This window comes from Anaerosolibacter sp., assembly GCF_029240175.1.
Taxonomy (GTDB): domain Bacteria; phylum Bacillota; class Clostridia; order Peptostreptococcales; family Thermotaleaceae; genus Anaerosolibacter.
This window is the reverse complement of record NZ_JARBTM010000005.1, coordinates 215,869-239,516: the sequence shown is the minus strand read 5'-3', so window position 1 is coordinate 239,516 and position 23,648 is coordinate 215,869. Positions and strand designations below refer to the sequence as shown.

33 protein-coding genes and 1 pseudogene are annotated in these 23,648 nt (G+C 38.7%); 2 read left to right on the top strand and 32 right to left on the bottom strand.

Going from position 1 to position 23,648, the window contains the following annotated elements; all coding sequences use genetic code 11:
- Positions 1–361: 361 nt before the first annotated feature.
- Positions 362–637 carry a hypothetical protein gene (locus K0R93_RS05255; protein WP_300298574.1) on the top strand — a complete coding sequence of 92 codons (276 nt, stop codon included), beginning with the start codon at positions 362–364 and terminating at the stop codon, positions 635–637.
- 566 nt (positions 638–1,203) lie between these two features.
- Here K0R93_RS05255 and K0R93_RS19285 read toward each other — a convergent pair.
- The 4 genes and pseudogenes from K0R93_RS19285 to K0R93_RS05235 all read right to left on the bottom strand — a co-directional run.
- A pseudogene (locus K0R93_RS19285) lies at positions 1,204–1,574 on the bottom strand (manganese catalase family protein); the annotation flags it as partial.
- 134 nt (positions 1,575–1,708) lie between these two features.
- Positions 1,709–2,170 carry a hypothetical protein gene (locus K0R93_RS05245; RefSeq protein ID WP_300298571.1) on the bottom strand — a complete coding sequence of 154 codons (462 nt, stop codon included), beginning with the start codon at positions 2,168–2,170 and terminating at the stop codon, positions 1,709–1,711.
- Positions 2,171–2,287: 117 nt separating this feature from the next.
- Positions 2,288–2,824, bottom strand: a complete 537-nt coding sequence (locus K0R93_RS05240; protein WP_300298569.1) for a hypothetical protein — start codon at positions 2,822–2,824, stop codon at positions 2,288–2,290.
- Positions 2,825–3,038: 214 nt separating this feature from the next.
- Positions 3,039–3,542: an NUDIX hydrolase gene (locus tag K0R93_RS05235; RefSeq protein WP_300298566.1), complete on the bottom strand. Its 504-nt coding sequence runs from the start codon at positions 3,540–3,542 to the stop codon at positions 3,039–3,041.
- 310 nt (positions 3,543–3,852) lie between these two features.
- Between K0R93_RS05235 and K0R93_RS05230 the strand changes: the two genes are divergently transcribed.
- Positions 3,853–4,200 (top strand): hypothetical protein, encoded by a 348-nt coding sequence (locus K0R93_RS05230; protein ID WP_300298563.1) that lies wholly within the window; start codon positions 3,853–3,855, stop codon positions 4,198–4,200.
- Between the two features lie 25 nt (positions 4,201–4,225).
- Here K0R93_RS05230 and K0R93_RS05225 read toward each other — a convergent pair whose 3' ends face one another.
- From K0R93_RS05225 to terS, 28 genes are all read right to left on the bottom strand, one after another.
- A complete protein-coding gene (locus tag K0R93_RS05225; protein WP_300298560.1) occupies positions 4,226–4,576 on the bottom strand; it encodes a hypothetical protein in 351 nt (116 codons plus the stop codon).
- Between the two features lies 1 nt (position 4,577).
- Positions 4,578–5,240, bottom strand: a complete 663-nt coding sequence (locus K0R93_RS05220) for a peptidoglycan recognition protein family protein (protein ID WP_300298557.1) — start codon at positions 5,238–5,240, stop codon at positions 4,578–4,580.
- Between the two features lies 1 nt (position 5,241).
- Positions 5,242–5,613 carry a hypothetical protein gene (locus K0R93_RS05215; protein WP_300298554.1) on the bottom strand — a complete coding sequence of 124 codons (372 nt, stop codon included), beginning with the start codon at positions 5,611–5,613 and terminating at the stop codon, positions 5,242–5,244.
- Between the two features lie 56 nt (positions 5,614–5,669).
- Entirely contained in the window at positions 5,670–5,825 is a 156-nt protein-coding gene (locus K0R93_RS05210; RefSeq protein WP_300298551.1) for a CD1375 family protein, read from the bottom strand.
- The gene (locus K0R93_RS05205; protein WP_300298548.1) at positions 5,825–6,181 is read right to left on the bottom strand and encodes a hypothetical protein; all 357 of its coding nucleotides are present in this window, start codon (positions 6,179–6,181) and stop codon (positions 5,825–5,827) included. The genes K0R93_RS05210 and K0R93_RS05205 overlap by 1 nt, the downstream gene beginning before the upstream one ends.
- Before the next feature lie 10 nt (positions 6,182–6,191).
- Entirely contained in the window at positions 6,192–6,992 is an 801-nt protein-coding gene (locus K0R93_RS05200) for a hypothetical protein (protein ID WP_300298546.1), read from the bottom strand.
- A 10-nt stretch (positions 6,993–7,002) separates the two neighbouring features.
- Positions 7,003–7,554, bottom strand: a complete 552-nt coding sequence (locus K0R93_RS05195) for a YmfQ family protein (protein WP_300298543.1) — start codon at positions 7,552–7,554, stop codon at positions 7,003–7,005.
- On the bottom strand, positions 7,547–8,596 hold the full coding sequence (locus K0R93_RS05190; RefSeq protein WP_300298539.1) for a baseplate J/gp47 family protein: 1,050 nt from the start codon (positions 8,594–8,596) through the stop codon (positions 7,547–7,549). The genes K0R93_RS05195 and K0R93_RS05190 overlap by 8 nt, the downstream gene beginning before the upstream one ends.
- On the bottom strand, positions 8,597–9,028 hold the full coding sequence (locus K0R93_RS05185; RefSeq protein WP_300298536.1) for a DUF2634 domain-containing protein: 432 nt from the start codon (positions 9,026–9,028) through the stop codon (positions 8,597–8,599). It lies immediately after the preceding gene.
- Positions 9,028–9,414, bottom strand: a complete 387-nt coding sequence (locus tag K0R93_RS05180; protein ID WP_300298534.1) for a DUF2577 domain-containing protein — start codon at positions 9,412–9,414, stop codon at positions 9,028–9,030. The genes K0R93_RS05185 and K0R93_RS05180 overlap by 1 nt, the downstream gene beginning before the upstream one ends.
- Positions 9,414–10,385, bottom strand: coding sequence for an XkdQ/YqbQ family protein (locus K0R93_RS05175; RefSeq protein ID WP_300298531.1), 972 nt, complete (start codon positions 10,383–10,385; stop codon positions 9,414–9,416). The genes K0R93_RS05180 and K0R93_RS05175 overlap by 1 nt, the downstream gene beginning before the upstream one ends.
- Before the next feature lies 1 nt (position 10,386).
- Complete coding sequence (locus K0R93_RS05170) at positions 10,387–10,806, bottom strand: phage portal protein (protein WP_300298528.1); 420 nt, start codon at positions 10,804–10,806, stop codon at positions 10,387–10,389.
- Positions 10,807–10,815: 9 nt separating this feature from the next.
- The gene (locus tag K0R93_RS05165) at positions 10,816–12,465 is read right to left on the bottom strand and encodes a hypothetical protein (protein WP_300298525.1); all 1,650 of its coding nucleotides are present in this window, start codon (positions 12,463–12,465) and stop codon (positions 10,816–10,818) included.
- A gap of 4 nt (positions 12,466–12,469) precedes the next feature.
- The gene (locus K0R93_RS05160; protein WP_300298522.1) at positions 12,470–12,640 is read right to left on the bottom strand and encodes a hypothetical protein; all 171 of its coding nucleotides are present in this window, start codon (positions 12,638–12,640) and stop codon (positions 12,470–12,472) included.
- 14 nt (positions 12,641–12,654) lie between these two features.
- Positions 12,655–13,056, bottom strand: coding sequence for a phage tail assembly chaperone (locus K0R93_RS05155; protein WP_300298519.1), 402 nt, complete (start codon positions 13,054–13,056; stop codon positions 12,655–12,657).
- Between the two features lie 16 nt (positions 13,057–13,072).
- Positions 13,073–13,519, bottom strand: coding sequence for a phage tail tube protein (locus tag K0R93_RS05150; RefSeq protein WP_300298516.1), 447 nt, complete (start codon positions 13,517–13,519; stop codon positions 13,073–13,075).
- 12 nt (positions 13,520–13,531) lie between these two features.
- Positions 13,532–14,590: a phage tail sheath C-terminal domain-containing protein gene (locus tag K0R93_RS05145; RefSeq protein ID WP_300298514.1), complete on the bottom strand. Its 1,059-nt coding sequence runs from the start codon at positions 14,588–14,590 to the stop codon at positions 13,532–13,534.
- Positions 14,591–15,088, bottom strand: coding sequence for a phage tail terminator family protein (locus tag K0R93_RS05140; RefSeq protein WP_300298512.1), 498 nt, complete (start codon positions 15,086–15,088; stop codon positions 14,591–14,593).
- Entirely contained in the window at positions 15,085–15,489 is a 405-nt protein-coding gene (locus tag K0R93_RS05135; protein ID WP_300298509.1) for an HK97 gp10 family phage protein, read from the bottom strand. The genes K0R93_RS05140 and K0R93_RS05135 overlap by 4 nt, the downstream gene beginning before the upstream one ends.
- A 1-nt stretch (position 15,490) precedes the next feature.
- The gene (locus K0R93_RS05130; RefSeq protein ID WP_300298506.1) at positions 15,491–15,814 is read right to left on the bottom strand and encodes a phage head closure protein; all 324 of its coding nucleotides are present in this window, start codon (positions 15,812–15,814) and stop codon (positions 15,491–15,493) included.
- Positions 15,815–15,818: 4 nt separating this feature from the next.
- Entirely contained in the window at positions 15,819–16,067 is a 249-nt protein-coding gene (locus tag K0R93_RS05125) for a head-tail connector protein (protein ID WP_300298502.1), read from the bottom strand.
- A gap of 86 nt (positions 16,068–16,153) precedes the next feature.
- On the bottom strand, positions 16,154–17,404 hold the full coding sequence (locus K0R93_RS05120; RefSeq protein WP_300298499.1) for a phage major capsid protein: 1,251 nt from the start codon (positions 17,402–17,404) through the stop codon (positions 16,154–16,156).
- Between the two features lie 18 nt (positions 17,405–17,422).
- Positions 17,423–18,022 carry an HK97 family phage prohead protease gene (locus tag K0R93_RS05115; protein WP_300298496.1) on the bottom strand — a complete coding sequence of 200 codons (600 nt, stop codon included), beginning with the start codon at positions 18,020–18,022 and terminating at the stop codon, positions 17,423–17,425.
- The gene (locus K0R93_RS05110) at positions 18,000–19,250 is read right to left on the bottom strand and encodes a phage portal protein (RefSeq protein WP_300298493.1); all 1,251 of its coding nucleotides are present in this window, start codon (positions 19,248–19,250) and stop codon (positions 18,000–18,002) included. The genes K0R93_RS05115 and K0R93_RS05110 overlap by 23 nt, the downstream gene beginning before the upstream one ends.
- Positions 19,251–19,265: 15 nt before the next feature.
- The gene (locus K0R93_RS05105; protein WP_300298490.1) at positions 19,266–20,984 is read right to left on the bottom strand and encodes a terminase large subunit; all 1,719 of its coding nucleotides are present in this window, start codon (positions 20,982–20,984) and stop codon (positions 19,266–19,268) included.
- 9 nt (positions 20,985–20,993) lie between these two features.
- Positions 20,994–21,317, bottom strand: a complete 324-nt coding sequence (locus tag K0R93_RS05100; protein ID WP_300298487.1) for a zinc-binding protein — start codon at positions 21,315–21,317, stop codon at positions 20,994–20,996.
- Between the two features lie 773 nt (positions 21,318–22,090).
- Positions 22,091–22,768 (bottom strand): HNH endonuclease, encoded by a 678-nt coding sequence (locus K0R93_RS05095; protein WP_300298484.1) that lies wholly within the window; start codon positions 22,766–22,768, stop codon positions 22,091–22,093.
- Between the two features lies 1 nt (position 22,769).
- Positions 22,770–23,549, bottom strand: coding sequence for a phage terminase small subunit (gene terS, locus K0R93_RS05090; protein ID WP_300298481.1), 780 nt, complete (start codon positions 23,547–23,549; stop codon positions 22,770–22,772).
- Between the last annotated feature and the right edge of the window lie 99 nt (positions 23,550–23,648).

The window sequence follows — 23,648 nt, the reverse complement described above, 5'->3', positions numbered from 1 at the left end:
ATTCCCTAGGAATATTAATTAACTTATATAATTTATCGTATCCTCCCTATGCTATGTAGTTTCTTAAACTGTCTTATATATGCTGTTAATAGTGTAACAGTATTAACATAATCGACACTAACGCTTTAGATTATATGGTATTATTTTCAAAGATAATGTCATAATTTGTAGAAAAAACAATAAATAGGACAAAACTCCTAGTTTTCTGGAGTTTTATTTAAGCTAAATATGTTTTTTGTAATCATGAAAAAACGCTCTCTTATCCTTGTTGAAGAATTAATTTGGAGATATAGAAATATTCACTATGCTATATCCATTCGCATATTTATAATTATAAAATAGCGCAAGGAAGGTAGATAAAATGAAAATATTCGATCATGAATATAATTTTACAATACATTTTATAGTTTCTATATTTTTATTTACGATTATTGAAATCATTGGTAATGTTCTAATGATAAGAAAACAAGCTGCAAGTATAGGTTTTATTGAAGGAGTGGATAGCACATCAGCAATATTTAGTTCTGTAACAATAAGTGAATACTTTTCATTTTACCTAACACATATTATACTTTTTATTGTTTTGTTATTCTTGTATAGACCAATAAAAGCTATTTTTGAAAAATATTTGATGTAATCAAAATTGTAGATACAGATCTAAGATTTAAGGCTCAGATTAATTCTGGCATTATTTTATTATGCTAAATTTTACCATTGTTACTGAGGAAAGGTCACTTATCTTATAGCTTTTCTTTCTCTCTATCGCTACACTTGTTTTAAGGAAAAATAAAGAAGATGATATAATGCAAACCGATGCACTTTATATAGGAGTAAGTACCGATGAACAACCAGAGTACAGTCCGAATGCCCAGAAAAAAGCACTATTTGATTACGCTCGAAAATATAGATTCCTAGTACCTTCTGAATACATTTTTATTGATTAAGGAATCTCAGGCCGTAAGCCTGAAAAAAACCGGCTTTATGGTAATGATCAAACTGACTAAAAAAAAACCAAAGTCTCTTGATATGATTTTGTATTGATAGGAAACAATTCTTCTTCACGCTCCTTATGTTTCTTGTGTCAAAGAATCGTTCCCCTTTTTTTGTAGACCTAATTCTGTCTTTTATAACTAAGACAGATGCTCCTTAAAAGTAAATATATGTAAACAACAATAAAGCCAGGATCTCTCCTGGCTTTTTCATTTAGAAAATTCGTTTAGAAGCATGATATTCTTCTACACTTCTGAGTGCTTCTCCAAATCTTTGGTAGTGAACCACCTCACGCTCTCTTAAGAATCTCAAAGCATCCTTTAACAATGGGTCATCTGTTAGATGCAATAATTGTTCATATACAGTTCTGGCCTTCTGCTCTGCAGCCATATCTTCATGTAAATCTGCTACTGGGTCTCCTATAGACTGAATATAAGCTGCAGTCCATGGATTACCAGCATTTCCCAGTGAGCAAGCTCCTCTGTTCCGATATCTGTTAACAATGCTTTTGCCTCACCAGTAGGCATGCTATACCTTTGATGAAGATATCTTAAAGCGGCAGATAATTCACCATCTGGTCCTCCAGACTCCAACTGGGTATGCTTTCTTTCAAGTATTTAAAATACTTATATTTAGTGTTATATCGATATAAATAGCTCTCCTAAATGTATATTTAGAAATATAAGAAAATTACGAGTTAATTAAATTTAGAATTAGATTACTTTATATGAGTTAACCAAATAATGTCAAGTTTTCTCTCAACTGTGAACATTGCTTTATCGTCATAGGATATTTTTTGATAGTTACTCGAACCAGTCGTCAAATGAATGTCATAACCCAATCTATATGCATAACCACAAACACTGCTCACAATTTTCTGATCTCTGACAAAAATAAGCTGCACCATTCCCTCATTAACTGTTTCTTTAATATCACTACTTTCAAAACCTAAGACATCTTCTATTTCACTCTTAGATGTGTATGGATCAAAAGTATAGACAGCATCCCAATCAAACGGCACAACATTATTCAGAGATACTGAACCCAATTCGAGAGATAATACTGATTCTTTCAATTTTTGATTATTATGGTAGACTATGGGATTCCCAATAACAGCGACAATTAAAGCAATCACTATCGCAATCGCTACTAACCCCAAAATTATAATCTTCTTCTTCATCTTATCCCCCTTACAAGTTAGTACAAATAATCTTTATTTCGTAATATTCTAAAAATGCGACAAACTATAATTTATAATTATTTAATTATAGTTAACTCAACATATCGGAAATTATAATTATAGATTCATTATTCTGAGGCTTCTTTTTTTCACATCAGCTATGCGCTCTGTGTCCTTATCATAGTTTACATTCAAGTTATTATAATTCTGGATAGCCTCAGAAACACATTCCCTTACTGTATTAATACGCATCGTTCCATTTACTGATCTTTTGCTTCGTCTGACTATACTCCTTGTTGTTTCATCCGTTATTTTAGAATAAGTAGTACTCTTACATAGCACCTGATAAACCATATCCAAAATATCCAAAGAATAAGATAGACAAAGCTGCTTGGAAAACGGGACTTCATTTATATTATAGCTATTATTCCTAATAAGTGTTTCCCCATTTGGTACTAAGTATGGAATGCTAACATCGTGGTCTCCATGTATTGCATATTGATACTCAATATGATATTTATTCTTGCAGTCCATGCATTCAATATATATGTTTGATTTCACCTGATTCCAATCATTGCTAGAGGATGTTTCAACGATTTGCCCCTTTTCACAAGGACAAGATACTTTCTTTTCATAATCTAATTCATAACTCATATATTATCTCCTCATTTTAAAATATTCTATAAACTCCGATTTATAGGGTTACTTATATATAATTGGTACGTCACATTATTCTACAGATGCGACTTATCATCAAATTCTAACTTCTACATATTCCATAAATTTCCTACTTGGCAAAAGAGTTGGATATATTATATCCTACTCTTTTGCGTTAAAGGTGTATTTCGCGATATATAAAAATTCAGGATCATAGAGCGCCTATTTTATGATTCAAGTATTTTTTAAGTGCTATGACATGCATAGGATAAAATGAATTTTCATTTTTATTTAGTAAGTTTTTCAATTCTTTCAATGATATCCATCTAATATTTTTAGTCTCATTTGTTTTATTCAATAGCTCTCCACTAGCCTTACATATAAAAGCTTGTACCATTATAGGATATGTACCTTGTATATTTTGAGAACATGCAAATGCAGTATAGTTTAATACTTTATAGCCATTTGCTTCAAAAATTGTGGCTTCATTTTCGCCTTCGATGTATGTCACTTCTAATCCTGTTTCTTCCCAAACTTCCCTTCTTAAGCAGTCAAAAATATTTTCAAACTCTCTTATTTTACCTGCAGGAATTTCAATTAATCCGTCCTCTGCTTTAGCATCATCTTTACATCTATCTTGAATTAGTATGTGATCTATTCCATTTATCGTTTTTTCTATTATTCCAGCCACTCCAGGTTTTGAAAACAGCTCCATAATTTTATCCCCCTACAATATTTTCAAGTATTCTACAGCCATAATTCAATTCATTTTAATCAATTACTTCGATATTTCACTATTTTTTCCTTCAAAATAGACAGGTAGGATTTCTATCATTTATTATTAATGATACATTTAACGCAAATGATTTGTTTGCAACTAAAATTTCAATGCATAGAAACAGTGAGATCACATATTAGCATAAAAATTATGAATTCAGTTTTCCGATAGAAATTTCCTTTTATTTACTTTTATCCCTGTATTAGTGTATACTATCAAAAACATACATATTAAAAGGAGGTTTGTTATGTCATTATATGAAATATGTTCCATGTCACCTGGAGTTCTATTTTATTTACTTCCATATTTCGTTTTATATTTTTCTCTAAAAGATGGCCTTAAAACAAAAAAAGATAGTATACTATCGACCAACCATGGAACCTGGCAGATTTTATTAGCACTTTTAGGAATTCTTGAAATATTTCTTTTTCCAATAGTTCTCTTAATGGCTGGATTCATGGCAGATACACCTGCAGGTCACTCTAGCGCGATGACTTCCATCTATTTGGCTTATGCCTTTCAACCGTTATGTTGGATATTATTCTTCTGGAGGGTATATATAAAGAGAAAGGTACTAAAACAAAGAAATCTATAGGTTTTAATGAAAAAAAGCCGGAGCATTAAGCCCCGGCATCCTCACCATATCCTAATAGGTTTTTCCCATCGGATAAATATCTCTTTAAATATTCAACTGCTTCTTCAATCATGCCATTTACTTGCTTTTTACTATACAGCATTCTGAGAACCCATGGCAGTTTGTCATACAGACGCTCGACAACTGCAGCATATTTTAATTCACCAGTGCCACTGCCCAACTTCTTCTCTACATCCACCACAAAAGAAAGAATCATCTTTCTAACAAGATCCTCTCTGCCTCTCTTGTAAAGGATCAGTAAAACTCCAACGATACCAAGTGAAGCGATGATTTCTAGCCAATAAGCTAATATAAAAGTAATGATAATTCTATACATCCTATTTTCCCCCTCTCACTAACTTGAAAAAATTATATAGCATAACCCAGACTTGCTCCCTGGTGACAGAATCTTTTGGGTTAGTGCCATCGGATATTCCCTTTTCTTTCACCCATTTGTGAGCCTCAACTGCCCAGCTGCTTGCTTCCGACCTTGCTTTTTCTTTCTCATCTGACTGTTGAAGCTCTTTTAATTGCTTTTCTATATCCTGAATGAATTCTTTCCACTTTGGTAGAATCAATCTTGGACAATTTTTCCCTGACCAGGATTGGTGGGTTCTGACTCGATCCGTGCCCCAACCCCTTTCATAAAGTAACTTTGCTACCAGATGAACTGCATTCTTCCATACCTTAACCTGATCCCCACTTTCGCAGGCTTCAATGCCTATAGATTTCCTGTTACCAGGACCATTGGCACCATCTCCAGCATGCCATGCTGCCTCATTTAGAGGTAAACATTCAATGGCTTCATTTTCATCGATTGCAATATGGAAACTGGCTGTCCTTTTATTGAATCCATTGGTCAGCCATCCTCTTTCTCCCTTAGCATTGGAGTTTGGGTTTCCAGTATTGTGTAAAGTGATAGTTTCAGGTTCCATGTTTGTCCCTGGTCTGCGATTACATGGGGTGGTCTTTGGAATATGGTCTATAATATATTTGTACATATCAGCTTGCCTCCTCTCTCTTTGCATTGCCTAAGCACTGATAGGTCCTGTCATCTATTCTGACAACCTTTTTCCTGATATCATTTGATATTGATGTCAGCTCACTAAGTTGTCTTAAGATTTCAGCCTGATCACTTTCACCTTTGGCTGTGTTTAGGATTAATGCTTCTGTGAACTTTTGCAGACTTTCACCAACGTTTTCTAGCTTTTCAGCAATTGTTGAAAAAACAGTTTTCATCTGCATGCTAAAGATTACAAAAGCTATTATGGTGATAATTAGAACAATGAGCATAGCTCCCCCAACTATGCCCAAACTAAGATATCCTTCGCTGATTGCTTGTACTGATTCAGGATTAACTGGTAAATCTGCCACAACACCCTCTCCTTCCAGGTATAAAAATAACACCTATTAGGTGTTTGTGCTTCCTACTATGCCATTATTTCTCCAGTTGCAAGATATAAAGCTACAGGTTCTCTGTATGGTTCTTCAACTACGGGTAGAGTTCCGCTCTCCACAGGCTCAAGATCATATCTCCCTACTTTCACTAAGTAGGCATAGGCCTTAATTTTATATGCATATAACATTATACTGTTCCCCCCTTCTCTAATGTAGTCACCCTATCGTCTAATACGATTACAGCCTCATAAAGGTTGACTATTTCTTCATCACCTTCCGGCTGGATGATAATCTGTTTCATTACCTCTACAACTCCATTCACTGGTACATAGCTCACACCATCAATCACTATCGGAGTAGTATTCGCTGGATCAACAACATACTTTCCCTGGCTTAAGTCGAATTTCTGCCATTGGCAAATCGTTCGGTCGACTAATTCAAGTGTTTCATATTGTTTTTCCATGCCAACAGGTGTTTCCTCAGTAAATGTTTCTTCGATTACCCTTTTCATTACTTGACCAACTTCATTAATTGAAAATTCCATGTTATCCCTCCTATACTAAAGCGTAATCTAATGCACACCCAAAATTTGTGGTGCTACTGTTTGATACTTCCACCAAAGCAGATGTTTTAAAATAAACATCTAATTCTATGCCTATCAAATAACTGTTTTCATTCTCTTGCCTTGTTTGTGCGTTAAGGCTAGACCCAGAAATTGTGTTGACTACGCCGTCAATAGTAATTTTGAGGGAAAACCCAGCTACGCCATTTGCTTGCAGTCTTATTCTGTTAAGTTTCCCTTTTCCTATAACATTCGCTATGGTATAGTAAGTACTTAAATTCCTAGCAGCAAACTGTAAATCTGCAGTTCTAGGTTTTGTCGGTTGAATCCCCACGGATTGCCACCCCCCGTCGTAATATTCCAATTCTCCGTTATTAATTCTTAAATCAGTTATATTAGCAATTGCATGGTTATGGCTTGATGCAGCTTTGCCATTCAATTGTGTTTGTATAGCTGCTGTAACTCCATCTAAATATCCCAATTCAGTTGATGTTACAGCAGATACAGCCACTTTCCCATTTGCATCCGAAATTAATGCCCTAGAAGCAGTAAGATTTTCAGTATCTATTGTGGAAGCTCCACCAGTGATTGCATCTTGTTTACTATTCCAGGCTGTTCTTTCTGCTGATGTTATGTGTGTACTATTGCCTATATGTCCATTTATTGCATCAGTATTAGCTTTTACTGCTGCATCTATGGTTGCATTATCATCAACAAAATCTTGCCTCTTTGGATTTTCATTCCCACCCCACTGATTCAATCCCAAGTTTGGAGTTTTATTTATACTAGGCATTTAATCACCTCTATTCTTTATATACTTCAAACTGATCCCATGTAAGGTTCAATGCATCCCACTGATCCCATGTCTTGTTGTATCCATCAAACTGATCCCATGACATATAGGTATACTCAAATACGAAGTCTAAGTGAGCTGGCTTGATTTCTTCAATAGCTTTTCTTAAATCTTCAACATTCGGTGGTACACCATACACACCTACAAATTTAACACTAAAGAAATGAGCTGCATTATCTTCAATCACATCTACTTCTCCATTACTGTAGGACTCAGAAACATTCTTGATCAGCTTAACAGTGACCGTTCCACTTCCCCGGAGTTTTGATTTAATTACACTTCTCCTGAATGCTGCAGGTTTAGAATTGTTCACCGGGATACCAAGTTCTTTCTCCCATCTTTCTAGAGAGCTGTCAGCCAGGTCCACAAAGAACTGATTTAATGTTTGGGTTACTTTACTTTTAAAGTGCTGGATCTCTGCATCCTCTGCAGCTGTCATGTTGGTCATGACTTGGGAAGTCTTATAATACCCTGGCATATGCTTCATGAGTGGATTAGACATTTGTCACAACCCCCAATACAACCACCTGCACGTCGGTAATAGGTATATTGGCAGCTTCACCATTTATAGTAAGATTTGAATAGTCAAGGACTCCATCTGTATCCAGGATGATGCTTCCTATCACCGCATGGCTCACATAGGTAATAGTCGCATTAAAAGCAATCACTTTAAAATATTCCGCTAACTTGCCTTCAATGTTTGCTATGACCTGATTCATGATGTAGTTGTCTGCATCAATGATCAAAGTTGCACTAACATTAATGGGCACCTCCGTGGCACTTACTACTTCCACTGTGGCACCGATGGGCCTTACTTCTTCAATGTGATTAAAGACATCTGTCACAAGCTCAGGCTCTGCTCCAGTTTTATTGGAATCGATTATTACCACCTTTACTGTTCCTGGTCCGTTCGCCAGTGGAAACACCCTTGCATCACCAACACCTACCACTTCCTTAGCCCAATTTCTATAATGATACTTGTTGCCGGATGTGGCAGGGGTTCTGACCTTTTCAAAATACCTCACCCTCAATTCTTCATCAGTTTCTCCATCATAACCATTAAATGCTGCAGCTGGATTTGTTACAGTGGATAAACCTGCAATGGTTACTGGAAAATACTTTATAGCTCCAACTGGCACATTACCTATGGAACCATATTCTTCACACTCAACCAAGACATTGACTATGCCTGTGGCATCGATCACCTTTGATTCCTTCACGATAAAATTTACCGCATCAGAAGCAACCATAATTCCCGTATTTACTGCAGCTCCCTGGGAACCTGTTATGGTTACTGTACAAGTAGCCTTTGTTGCAGGTTTTCTGACCAATCCCTGCTCTGCAACTTTCTTATCCAGCCATTCCCCAGTGGCAGTTTCAACAAATCCTCTATCGCTAATTGCCTCCTGGTCTTGATATGCACCCTCCAATTCTATAGCTACAGCTTTTGTATTGTCATAAAAGAACTCCCCTTCGCTCTTATCGTACTCATCAGGTATATTCACTAACATCCTATTCTGAATAACTGTTCTGTCATCCGCCATCTATATACTCACCTCCTTGGGAAATGAATTACCATCAGCCATATTTACTTTAATTAAGATTTCTAGGTTTGATCCATCTCTTTCAGCCACAATATTTGATAAGCTTTGAATCATAGGATGGGTTTCCAGGGCATCCTTTAGTTCTCGTTTCAATTCCGATTCAACTAGATCTCTCGGCAGCGACTGACCAATGAGATCCTCCAAGGTGATGCCGTAATCTGTACCCTCATAGATTTTAAATCGAAACTTTTCAGTCCTTATCACTTTCTCAATCCAGACCTTCAAAGCCTCAACATTTTCTGTCTTTACAACCCTGCCATCCTTTAGGACAAAATCACCTTTCTCGAAATCAAATTTAAAAGACTTCCCCATAGCCTGAGAAGTCTTTGTCACTTGATTATTAAATTCCAGCTGTGCTATTTGTGGCAGCATTACAACCTCACCGCCTTACCTACTAAATAATAAAGTTGTTCATTTGTTGAAGGGATCAGAATCACTTCATCCCCTGCCTTCAATGTATCAGTGAAGGTTATTTCTCCATCATGGTTCAATGATTCCATCACTGTAGCCGTATCATAGGAAACCGGTGGAGGTGTCTTGGTGATGATAGTTCCGCTGCTTGTGCTTTGGAATTCCCTTCGATACCCACTCAGCAGATGCTCTGCAATCACAAGACGGTCCTTTGATAAAATTATTTTCTCTCCAAGTGCAACCTGAATATTTGGTGGTGGGGAAAGAATGAATCCAGTCTGCGGACCAAAGTAAGGGATGTTTTCCCTGTCTTTAAACATCTTCGCTAATTCAGCAATACCATCCATTATAGTACCCCCAATCCTAAAGACATTCTATGTATCCCGTTTTTAACAGTATGGACTACATCTTCAATCAGATATTGCCCACTCATACCTGTAACCGGCTCCTCCACCTCAAGGATTCTTCCTGCCCTGGCATCATCGTGACCAGGTACATCTATCGTATTCTCTTCAAATATCTTTCCAAGATCCTTAAGCATGTTCTGAGCAATGTTCTTGGCCTGGGCGATATCTTTTTTATCGATGGATACAACCTCTTGAAGCAATCCATACTGCTGGATCAAACTGTCATTCTTCACGCTTACAACCACCTGATCATCACTGGTTAACTTTATAGAATTCTTCATCTCCTCAATGGATCTGCGCCTTGATGGATTACTTATGGCATCGGTTATATTATTTGCTGCTACATTGTCAGCCAATGTAAAAGTAGCTCTTAATATAAGATTCTTCTGCTCCTCTATAACAAACTTGCCATTCCTCATTTCCATCCGGTATTTGATTCCTGTTTCCTTCTCTGCAATATCTAAAATATCTCTAATAATCTCACTCAAATATTTATCGATGTATATTTTGTTAATGAGTACACCAATGTTTGCGATACTTCCAATAGGAATATTAAAGTCTCTGCAGACTGTTTCAATGGCTTGTTTACCGGAAACCTTATTGAACTGATAGATCTCTTTGGATTTATTCAAATAAAAAGCATAGTCAAAGACATTATACCCAATAGGACTTCTTCCTTGCTTTTGCTCAGCAATCACAATTCCCCTTAATATCTCATCTCCATTCTTCAAAATAATAAGGTTTCCTATGTCCACAGGTTTTTTGGGGAAAACCCTGGCATCGTTATAGGCTATATCAAAATCCAACCTTTCACCAAGTTCTATGGTATTGCTTTTCCATGAAATAGAACCAACCAAGGGTGTGATATTGGTCATAATATTGCCTTTTATATTCCAAAGCTCATGGGCCATATCACACCCTCCTTTGATCCAATTTGATGAACTTAAATTCAGACATGGATAAGGTAAAATACACATCCCCTGAGCCATCTTGGGGGCCATATTCAAAATCATCTATGGTAACTGGCATGTTGATCGGCGTTTCAGTGATAATTAATCTAACGGGTATCCTCCTGTCTCTCCAGCCCTCTATGATTTCAGCATACTCCCATCCTGAATATAAACTATCCTTAGAGAATGGATAATCTTTGACAGGGAAAAAGCTACTAAAAGAAATACTTTTTAATCCCATTAGACCGATTTGCTTAATTTCACCTTGTTGGATAGTCTCAAAGCTTTCATTTTTCTGCGAAGAACGTATTTTAAATTCCTTAGGCAGCACAGGGATTTTTATAAGTTGCTCCCGATTATTAATAGAAAGAAATATATCCATATGCCCCTCCTATCTGTTTTCTATTGCTAGCTGCAGCTCTGGCACTAACTCATTTACAATTTCCTTAATAGTCTTATTTACACCACTAATATAGATGTTAATGATGTTCCCTTTTCTTGAATCTCTAGTATTAGGATTGAAAGGATTATATTTCGCAGGAATAACCGCTTCATCCTTATGAATGCGTGCATTCATATCCCTTGGCACCCTGTTAATCCCAGATGCAAAAGCAGCTTCAACTCCACCGCGGCGGCTGCTTCTCGTTTCTTGCACTGCATTGATGGTCACTTTTCCGCTTTTCTTTCCAAACCATTTACCAAGCTTATCCGTTTTATCAGCAACCCATCCAATGAGCTCACTAAGTCCTTCTAGTACAGGCTTCACAAAGTTCCAAACAGAACCAATTACAGCCTTGATCCCTGGAAATGCCCAATTGAATACGTTATATGCTAATGTTGCTCCATTGGCAATCAGATCAAATGCTGGTTTTGTAAGGTTTGCCGCATAAGCAATGGTGGATCGAATCTGGGGCATGTGGGCCTTCACATATCCACTAAATTTCCCAATGTATGAAATTGCGGTACCCACACCACTTGCTACCTTTTCACCGATCTTTTCCATCGATGGACTGTACATATCAATAAGGGTAATTGCTCCTTGAAGTGCTGGCTTCAACTGATCCAGCATCTTCAATCCTGTATCCTGCAGATTGGTTTTTAACTTTCCTGTAATGGTAGACACTAATCCTGATCCAGATGTGGCAAGCTTTTCTGCACCACCCTCAAACTGTGATTTTAGTCGTTGATCTACAACACCTTTAAATCCTAGCTTTTTAAAATCCTCTGCAGATACTTTGGCATTGAATTCTTTCAACCTCTCCATTTCGCCATTCTTAGCATCAGCCAAAGCCTCCATAGCATCTTGAATGGTCTTCCCCGGAGTAAGAGCTGCCATATCCTCAGCTACTTTTACAAGCTCCATGGCATCCTTTGTATTGCCTCCCGTTATGCCAAGGGCCCTTGTGCCAGCTGTAATGACTTCACCTGTCTCAAAAGGTGTTGCATTGGCATTCTCTCTTAGCTGTCTCATGAAATCCGTCGTTGTCCGTTTTACGCCCGTAACTCCCATGGATGGATTATTCTTTCCTATAAAGTGCTCCATGGCAATATTTTGTTTCTCTAAATCAGCACCCATCTTTAGAGCGCCAATGCCGAGTCCACCTGCAGCTACAGCACCAGCTACCAATCCAATACCAATAGGACTCTTGGCAAAGGCTGTTAATTTACCTTTAAGCTTTGATATCCCACCAGTAACCTGGTCTTTTATCTTCACAACAGGACTCGCGATCATTTTACCCAAGGTCTTAAGCTCATTCTTTTTCTCTTTGATCTTTCCCTTGATCATATCCTTATGGGCTATAGCGGTAACAACCTTTTTCCTAAGCGGGTCCAAATCCTTTTTTAGTTCCTTTATCTTCTTTGCAGCTGCAGTATGATTTACTCTCAAATCATGCTTTTTCTTATAGGTCCTTTCAATGGACTTTCTAGTCTCCTGTACATCCTTTCTAAACTGGCTCTGCTCTTTCCTTACACCCTTCATAACGGCTGACATATTGTCCTTTAGGGTTAATACCGCACCTATGTTGTTTTTCTTTGCCAATCTATCACCTTCTTCCAGGTAATAAAAGTTCTATAATAGATTCTAGATTGTCATGATGATCTTCCAATGCCACATCCTTACTGGCTAGATAGAACAGTTTCGTCAAGTTGCTTTTTCCAAGTACTTCATCTGGTTCAATGCCTTTTTGCAAGTAGTGGTGGAGCAAGGTAAACACTCCACCACTACCTATTAGTTTTTTATATCTTCTACCACCTTGACACTATCGATATATCCGGCAAAAGCAAGGCATTCCTTAGAAATAGCGGCAACTTCTCCTGGTTCAAATATCTTGTCTACAATTTCAATAGGTCTATCCAGTCCATATGCCTTGATTAGGTCTGGATTCTTCAGATTTGGTTCAATCACACAGTTATAAACCAAATGTCTATCAGCAGCTCCTTCATCATCCTCGCTCAATGCATCTAGGCAAAGGTCTTTGCTCGGTTTCTCTATGACAATAACACCTTCAAGTGATTGCACGTATAGCTGCTTTGTTGCAGGCTCGTTGCCCTTATTGAGGGCCCTTTTAATCAGCTCATCCAGTGTCACTCTTTTTGGTGTTTGCTTCGTTTGCTTTGTATCTATTTTCATATCCTTTTCTCCTCCTTTATTGTACCTCTATCAAATCCGGGAATCTTACATCCTCCGGTGTAAAACCAAAAGGTAAATCCGTAGTTAGGGGCCCCTTTGTAAACTGCATCAAAGTCAGTTCATTGAACCATACATTATCTATGACAACTCGCTCAGTCCCATAGGCATCCGGGTCCTTTAACTTTCCTACAATCTGGCACCTTGGGTCTCGACCAGCCTGCCATGCCCTAAGGAGTTTCTGAACACCCCTGCTGTACACCTTCTTTAATTTCATGCTCCCCTCACCCTTGAGTGAAGTGATCTTGCTGTCTACACTCAGACTCCCTGCCATCTCTACATCCTCACGGTTGGCTGTAATCTTACTCTCAAATTCCTCGATTTCAGAGACGAGATCACCATCCAACCACACTTCTCCCCAACGGCCATTGATTTGTCTATATCCTGGTATCTTTGCTTTTGCCATCTACTCCACCTCCTACATAAACACCGTGAACTTAAGATCTTCCATGGCATCCAAGAACTTTATGCTTGCCTTGGCAAAAACCTTTGAACCGGTATTGTATTCCTTGATCTGCTGATCGCTCAATGAAGAGACATCGATGCCTTTTCCCGCAAGATAATTTCTTTGACTATCTCCATCGACCTCAGCCAGATTGTCAAATGCAGGATCAAGAATATCCTGTTTTTCAAGCTCTGCAAAGTACGCATTCACAGCTGCCATAAATAGCACCTTATTGTCATAAGAGTTTATAACTTTACCTACATACGACCCATCAAAGGTATTTCTGATATCATCCCTCACCAAGTCAACAGCATCCACAATCTTGATCTTCTTGAATTCTTCTCCCTTGGTTGCCGTGGTCGTAGTCAGCGAATTAACCCCGCGCCCTATCTTAATCTTTTCACCATCATTGATCAGGATCAGCTTCCCTGCATCGATATCCGCATTAGGATCAGCACTCTCCGTAATGCTCTCCACCTCCGAAAGTGCATAATATGTTGATGATCTGGTGAATGGTAGACCTGCCAAAATCCCTGCAATCCTCGCACAATACTCCGTTGTTGTGTAAGTCTCTTCTCCAACCTTTAGGTCATCAGTAGCAAAATTCACAATCCCCTCATGATCTGCAACGATATTGGGGAGTACGGCTTTAAATGTCTTTTTATTGACATCCCTTTCCGTTTTAATCCAAGTTGAGATTGTGATTTTATCTGCATCCTGTAGCCCAGGAATAGCAAGCCAGTTCCACTTCTTATTCTTAAGCCTACCTAATGCCGTGTTATAATCTGCATCTCCTGTACCTATCCTTTCAACGATTATTCTACTTGGTATACCCATGAAGGTCTTTTCAATATAATCCTTATTGTCCGGTGTCCAATCAGCAGCATCCACTTCATCGATACTCTTGTAAGTCTTTGTATCAAAATTTCCTGTGTCATCCTTTAGGATGAGTGCTACAATCCCTCGAGCGCTTCTTTGAATGGCAGTTAAACCCTGTGTCTTAAACTCTATAAGAATCTCTGGTAAACCCATCTATTCTCCCTCCTTTATTTCAAGCTCTTTCATCAGCTCAACATTGCCCTCACTATACCCAGCTTCTTCCTCTTGCTCACCGATAGCCACTACTTGTTCATTGCCCAATGAATCTGCCACCACAATACCCTCTTCACTATCGATATAATGAATATCAAATCTGAAATGAAGTACCTTATCGATAATCTCTGAATCAACATTCTCTATGGTCAGTCTTCTATCATCGACTCTAAGCGTAGATTTGAATGCTCTTTCCAATGTATCTGACATTGCAAGATTCTCATTTTCTTTTTCAGTTTCAGAATGATAACGAATCATGATCATGATGGACCTGGCAGTTTGATAGCTATTAACCCTTTCAGAGCTGATCAGTATTACTTTCACGAAAAAAGCAGGTTTCTTAAATCCCTGCTCCACTTCTTCAGCAACAACCCTTACCCCAGGTATCTTTTCCTTCAATCTATCCACTATGGCAGTCTTTATATCTGTCAGCTTCATAGTTCCAACTCCTTTAGCATCTGGTTAAGCCATGCTTGAAGCTTTGGTGTTAATCTCTGCTCCAGCTGCTTTACTGAGATAAGCAGCATATGCTTTCCTTCAACAAAACCTCCATCAACAGTTCTATGACCATCTTCAACAAGATGAGCATGGGGAGCCTTGTTATATACTTCAATAAACAGTTCATTCCCCTTTTTTCTTACCTTGCCAACTCTCCAGTTCTTTTTTAACCGCTTCGACGAAGTTTTTTTCTCTGTTCCAACCGGTGTCTTGGCAGCCACACTATCTTTCAACTCTTTGGCCAGTCTGATTAGCTGCTTCTCTACTTCCTTTGGGTATTTCTTCTCCAGTGTATCGATAAGGGTTTTCTCAAAACCATCCAAGCCTTCGATCACAAACATTTTAAACCACCTTCTCAAGGCACATGAGCTGCATCTCTCGATTTTCTTCATCCACATTGATAATACTTTGTATGTCAAACACCCTGCCTTTAAAATCTATTCGCATATCCGGTTTTAGTCCTGCGAGATACCTGATTACGATTCTATGGGTAACCTCTGCATTTACCCTGTCCACTTGCAAGTACTCTTTACCTCTAAGGGGCTCTACAGAAGCCCATACTGTTTTCCATGGTACGTAGTTTGGCACATCTTCATGACACTCGTTTTCTACAGTACCTTCAACCCCTTGAATTGTTATCCTATGTTTCAATCTACCTGGATTCATGATTTCACCTCAATTGAATGATGATGCTCTGCAAGCTAAGGGAAGATAAATCTTTCTTCCCGCCTGTTTCCCTGTTTTCAAACCAACTGGTAACAAGCATTTTGACCGCCAATCCATACAGCATTTTACTATAATCTTTTGCTACTCCTGCATTCAAGAGGTATTCTTCCGCTGATATTTGGAGCGCCTGAATTAAAGTGTCGCTCGCATCATCATCGATTCTTAAATACTCCTTTAATTCATTAATTCCCATCAGGCCAAACCTCCGTCCTTATTCCAAATCAGCAAAAGACTAGCGGAATCTAAACCACTAGTCTTTTACATGACTACTTTCAAATCCTAAACTATATCCTTTTTCACTAGCACCAAACCATTGCTGTCAGCCATCTTTCCATCGGCAATTAACAATGACTTATGTACCCACTTGTTTTTGTCCTCGTCGAAGTACTTCTTATAAGTCATTGCCAGGTTGCTGTTTAGCAAGTACTCTTTCAGGTTGACTAATGCTGCAAATACATCTCCATCAGCTGCTGCATCAAAGCTTGGTAAGTAATCAACCAATATAACCTCTCTGCCGTTTAAGAATCTCTTCAACTTTCCATCGATACCGGTAAAACCTAACCTTTGACCATTGGCATCCACAGCACCATTGATATACTTCTCCCAGGTGGCCTTTGCCATCAAGTATATGGCCTCAGCTTCATAGGCTAGGGGCATGGCCGCCTCAACCTTTGCCCATCCGGGGATGGTGTTGATTTCGTCACTGGTTAGGTTAATCTGTCTCTCACCAGGAATAGCTGTTTTGATGATTCCTTTAGGGGATGCGACTCCCTCTCCGGAGATCACGGCAACTTCTATGGCTTTAATCATGGCAGTTTTGATATTATTCACGATAGTATTTTCAAATACAGGCAGTGATACAGCCGAAGACAGCAGACTTAATCCCACTTTACATTCAAGTAGGTAGTAGCTAAACTCCACCGATGCTTCCATACTCATCTTTTGTTCATCAGAAACTACAGTTTCATTGATCCAGGTAGCCGTTGGCCTGATCTCACTGATTGGGATTTTTACACCACCCTGATAATTTGTCTGGGTGATTCTTGATAGAATCATTCCTGTGGCCTGAGCTTCTTCGATGACTCGATTCATGATCGTTGTAGGAATCACAGCTCCAGTATCAGCAACCACCGTTAGTGAATCCGCTCTCTTTTCACACAAGTTCGCTGGAATCGGTGTGCCGTTTACCACGTAGTTTCGAAAGGCCATCCGGTATTCCATGGTGTCATAGGGATCTTCTTCACCACTTCTTTGTTGTTGCTGCTGTTGGAAGTGTGCACCCGCTATAGGATTAAAGTTTCTTTGTTCAGGATCCATTCGCTGTCCATTATTTATGGCATCGGTTCTCGCAGATTCTGCAGCTCTTTTTTCCTCTTCCAACTGAGCCTCTGCTTCCTTGATCTCAAAATCAAGCTTTCGGATATCCAACTCGGCTTTATCAAGCTCAGCCTGGGTTGCTGCTGTCTTAATTCCTTCTAATGCAGCTTTTCTCTTTTCTCTTAAGTCCTTTAGAATTTGCTCACAATTCATATCTATACATCTCCTTTTTTATTTGTATTGGTAGTACTTTTCTAGCTTCCTCTTCTGCAAGTCAAAGCTGTCCAGCTGTTTTAAATTGCTCTCCAGCAACTCAACACTTCTTGCATAAACGGAAGTTGTATCATAAAACGGGGTATCCACCACGCTTACATCATAAAGTTTTCTGATATCTGTTACATCCCTTGTGGTCTCGTTCTCGCCATAGGTCCATGTATCACCCTTGTCTGCCACTGAAAATGCAAAAGACATCTTATCGATCAATCCTTCCTGAATTGATTTATAGATGTCTCTGTTGCTTTGGGTATCGATTAACTCAGCTCTAATTTTCAGCCCTATATCATCTTTTATGAGCTGCAAGCTGTTGTTTCTTGTTCTTGCCATAATGCACCAGCTGTCATTATGGTTATACCTTAATGGTACATCTTTCATATCAGTATGATCTAAGGCACCCCGTCGGATGGTTTCAGTAAACTTATATTTACCGTATTCATGGGTAGCTGGTTGATCATAGGTGATAGCATATCCCTCTATAATCATCTTACCTTCTTCATTGTCTACTGCTCTAAACTCAATCAACCTCTGCTCTTTACTTAAGTTGGCTAGGCTCACTATTTACACCCACCTTTCCTAGCTGATATTTATCCACCAGCTCAACATTTGTATAATTTAATGACTGAAGCCTTCTATTGCCTCCTTCAAATGGCGGCACTCCAAACATCTCATTGATTTGATTCAATGTCATATTTCCAACATTGGTTGCGATACTGGCAATGTCAATCTTGTTTTGGGTTGATAGATAGGCTACCCTGTCATAGTAGCACTTAACTCTATGGCCTATATCCTGCTCCCGCTGACTAAACACAGTCGAAGAGACAGCCTGCTCAAACTCTATGATAAAATCCTCAATACAGTTCTGATAAAAAGCACTGTGCTGCTCCCCTGTATAATCCCCTCCGATGATTACATCAGAAATACCATATCGCTCACGCAGGATGGACTTTAAAAACTTTAGGGTTCCCTCCTCGATCTTTGCCGGATTAATATTCATAGGTGTGAACTCCCCACCTAAATCTGTTGCAACAATCCCTGCCTTGCTGCTAAACAAATGCTGTTCAAAAGAATCCCTTGCGGCTCTTAACTTATCACCATCAACAACAGTCTTTGCAGAATATAGGCCCTTGATTTTCAAAGATGCCTCAATGCTTTTGGGTAGCCCCTGCATCACTTGATCCAGTACCTTTATAGACCTTAAAAGTTCCCGTGTGTCCGGCTGTCCCAAATCATCTCCACCGCCGATGATCGTATTTTTTCCCCTTCGCCATCTCAGATGGATGATCTCATCATAGGGCAAGATATAGCTGCTCCCATCTTGAAAATAAAACTTGATCTCCCAAACCTCATTGCCATCGGTGCCTATCTCTATACTCGTAGGATTCAAAGGATAAAAGGCAATATACTTTTTATAAACCTTACTATCCCTCCCCTGTACATTTATATATTGGGGATAGATAAAGCAGTTGTGATCCTTTCTTCTCAACCATTCACAGCAGGCCAGGAAGTCTTTTGTTGTTTGCAGCTTATTTGGCCTAAATCGAAAAAGCCTTGTAATATCATCATTCTGCTTTTTTACATCCTCAGAGCTTTCTACAACTGAAATGATATTGATCTTTGAGATCTCCGTGGCAATTCTATCAATGCAGTTATTCACAAAGTCAGACATATACACATCTTCACCATATGCAGAAAACATGGCAGTATCATCATTCAACATGGAGATATACTTTCTCATGCTCTTTCTGCCTGAAAAAATGTTCTTAAACAACTGTGTAATGACCATCTAGTCCTCACCCCCTTATCTGATCAAGTCTAGGTATTCACTTTTGAATCTACTATAGGTGGCATAAGCTATCATGAAGCCCAGGGCACCATCTATTCTATTTTTGCTTTGGCCCATGACCTTCACTGGCATGATCTGACCGATGTTGTTGGTCTTATATGCCGTATTCCTCAGGCACCATGCATCCACTTCATTGTTATTATAGATCAGGTTTTTGTCTCTTAAGTCTGCCTCCACGATTCTCATTGGGTTAGACAAGGAAGCAAAATCCATGTTGATCCGTTCAAGGACTTCCTCCCCAAAATAATCAGCAATCAACTTTTTAAAATCTTTTGCGTGCCAATTGTCATATCCAATTTTAAAAGGTTGCATCCCATACATTTCATATAGACCATAAAACCACTTCACCACATAGGCAGCATCCACTTCACTACCTGGCACGATGGTTACTAATCCCGCTTTTTCCCATGCCCGATAATCCTTTTTCTCTGGATTCGTTCCATTCTCATCAGATAGAACTTCATCTGCCTTTGACTCAGGAATAAAGTACATCGTAGCTGTATATTTTTTCATGGTTGCAAAATCTACAAATAGTGCCTTAGCATTACAAAGGTCTGTTGTTTCAGCGAAGTCTAGGGCGCCAATATAGCGCATATTTCTAAATTTCTCTAACTCAAAAGTAGCGAGATTAATAATCTGTCCCTCTTGTAACCAGGCATTTGCATTGTTTTGCTTGATATTGAAATCCTTGGCCAGTACAAACGCCCGTTTACTGGTGCTCTCCTTTGCCTCTTCCACCATGGACCTTAAAAAAGAAACCTTCTTTATTTTTCCTAGACCCGGATTGCTCTTTGTCCATGAAGCTTCATCCTGCCATACTTCACTTTCACTATCCTGAGTATACAACCAGATCAACCATCTCGGCCTGTAGGACTCACCTTTCAAAACCTTTCTAGCTTCAATCAACCTGACATCCAAATAACCATCCTGGGTAAAACCTTCGGTAGTCAACTCAAAATATAAAGGCTCATCCTGAGTAGAAAGAGCCTGCCGGATAGGCATTACTGTGGAGTCGTCTTTCATTTCAAAGACTTCATCCACAGCACCGATCCGAATGTTTCGCCCTTCCTTAGCACCTGTTTTGGCTGACAGCTTTCTGATGCTGCCCTTATTTTGTTTGCTGAACTTCCCCTTCTTATTTTTCTGCTTGGGATTACCGAAGAAGATCCCTTTGATATTCTTTTTTGTAACCTTCTCTAGGCTGGCGCTTTCTTCTCTCATGCTGTTGATGGCTTGAAACATCAGATCTGCTTGCTCATAATCGTTACTGCTGCAGAGTATCTTCGTTCCCATCTCACCGCAGAAAAACTCTGCTAGGCAAATAGCGCCGATAAAAGGTGTCTTTCCATTTTTTCTGCCTACTAAAAATAGTACATCCTGGTATTTCCTCACCCATCTGCCTATTTCCTCATCATAGATCTGTATGGCAAACAATGCTTCGATGAAGGCTTTCTGAAACAACTCCAATAAAAAAGGCTTCCCAGCATGGGGCGCCTCAAAATGTTTACATTTTGTCTCTATGAACTTAATTCTTTTATCGGATTCTTCGATATTAAAGCGAATGTTAGGATTTAGAGTGATATCCCCCATGCACATCTCTAACTGGGCCATCAATTCTTTTCCGACGATGATTTCACCGCTTTTACATTTGCGATAGTACGCTTCTAAATACATGGCTTACTCCTATTCAAATTCTTCGAGATCATTGTCTTCATCATCGATATTCTTCCCAAGGATGCTGGACAACTTCGCGATATAATTTAGATAGTTGGCTCTAACCTTCACAATCATCTTGCTCACGGGCAGCTCCTTTTGAAGTGATGGCTCCGTCGGATGAATCTTTACCAGCCCGCTTTTCTTAACTACCTCATTCAGATCGTTTAGCTCTACCCTCAATCTGGCGCACTCCCAAATGGCCCCATCGATCAAAGCCATCTGCTTTTCATCGATACCTTCAAATAAACCTTTAATTCTTTCGTATTCTTTCCCAACTTCCAATATGATCACCGCATTTCTCTTTTTTAGCCTAGATACAATTTAAAAGGATTTATATACCATCATATAGAATGTTGTATTACATTGGCTATGCACATCTAATACTGGCATTAATTGATTCCTTGTACAGGAGGATAAAATTATGGAATATATCCAATTGACTTTGATATTATTTATATACACAGTCCTTATAGGCATTTTCATGAAAGTTGCCAATTATGTGGGTGAAAAACTAGGGATGGGAAAATTTTTTATAAACTTATGGCAAAAAACAAGAAAATCCAAATAAGGCATAGCAAGAGTGAGGTAAATTATATGATAAAACTACATTTTTTCATGTATGGTAGCATGATTTTAGCTACTATGCTTGGAGTATATGCCCAAAGCATCTCTTATTACATAAATAGCAACATAGTAAAAATATCCCCTTTATATTCCTTAACAGTCCTAACCATGATAAGCATACTTCTATATACAGTCCCCCCTATGTTCGCATACAAATTTATTAATAAACAACAAAATGGGGAAGCAAGTTATGTTCCACATATCTATATTAATAGCTTGCTTGGTGTATCCATTTCTGTTTGGTCATTATTTGTTTTGATTATGTGGTGGGGCTAATATATCTATCACTTCATCCTTTACAACTTCCAATATTATCACCCCACTTCTCCATTTCTCAAAAACTCTCCAGGAAAAAGTCAAAATTTCAGTGTGTGTGCAAACAAGGGATACCCTCCGGTCTTTTGAAACTCAATTTTTTGCCTATCAGAGGGGGGTGGAATCTATGGAGCATATTCTGAAAACCACTTATCAATATACCCTCTCCACTCTAGTGATCTATGCTTTCTACCCTCGTCAGCTTCAAGCCGCCTGTAGCACTCTGCTTTATCCACTTCACAGAATATCAGCTCTGCCCGAAGACAATCAGCGAGCTTATCCCTTTCATATTTCTCTGGATATCCACCGATGATGTACGCATCCTGCCACTGCCCATATCTTGTTTTGACCATATCTATCAGCTTATCCCTCACAGCAAACACATTGAATCGTAGGTTGTTAGGTTTGATATACATCGGTTGACCGCTTATACATTCATAAATCCTATCCATGTCTATGATCAAATCCCCATGATGCATCAACTGATTGACCAGGGTTTTCTTTCCGCTTAATGGTGGACCATACACGATATAAACGGATCGTTTGTTATGCCCAAATCGTCTGTGCTCTTTGTTATGGCATTCATGGCATATGATCTCAATCAGCTCCTTGTTGAGAGATATGCTAACATCATGAACATTCTCCGGTGTTAGCTCCTCCTTGTGATGACCAATAAGTTTTGATGTGTCTATGAATATCTTTTGACATTTCTCACATACAGGACCTCTCTCAACAATGATACAGCTCCTAAGGTCTATCCATGCTTTCGATAAATAAAATTGTCTCAATACACCACTGCTCATACTACCACACCTTCGCCTTTTCCATTTCTTTGGTATGCTCGAACCTTTCTCTTTCAAGCGCAAGCTTTTTCTCACTAAGTTCTTTCCTATGCTGGAGCTCTGGATTCTGCAATTGGACTTTTAGTTTTTCAACCCTCAGCTTTTGTTCCTCTGTAGCTGCATCCCAATCATTATGCAGTATATCATCATATTTCTTGATGAGATTCGCCAAGGTCGTCATCGCCCTAGATTGAGAATTTAAGAAATTAGCATACTTATCCCATGCCTGCTGAATCTCGTATTCTTCTTCTCTGTATGTCTCGACCAGCTGTTGAGTACCTTTCGGACCTTTGAGATCTTGCTGCACTTTCACTTTTTTAAGTTCTTTGGTCTTATCATTTTTATCCTTAACAAACATTATCTTTTGCGCTCTGATGATATTGATCCAATGTGTCATTATTTGAGCCCACAAAATTTCTAACTGTGAGCCACCCGCCTCTTCAGCCTCCTTAATAAGATTTCTGGACTCTGTTGGATAGTGCTTCGAATACCATCCATAGGTCCTAGCATTTTGATTTTTTAAAGGAGTTACACCTTTATGTCCTACAGCATTGCTATTTCCTTTTGGCGCTCCACCTTGAGGTTTATATTTTTCTTTCCAGTCATCAGCATTTTTCCAGTACTCAATGTTTTTCTCTTTCTCATCAAGCATGATAGCTATTTCTTTGGTTGTTATTATGCCATGGTGCTCTCTATATATTTCAAAGGCCTTTTCTCTGTTTGGACTTCTACTTCTACCCATAATACCTCCTGATACAATAACTAGGATTTTTTCTAGGGATTAAATCCTTATAAATTTCTAACTTTAAATATTTTCATTGATTCAGTTGAACCGTTTTCT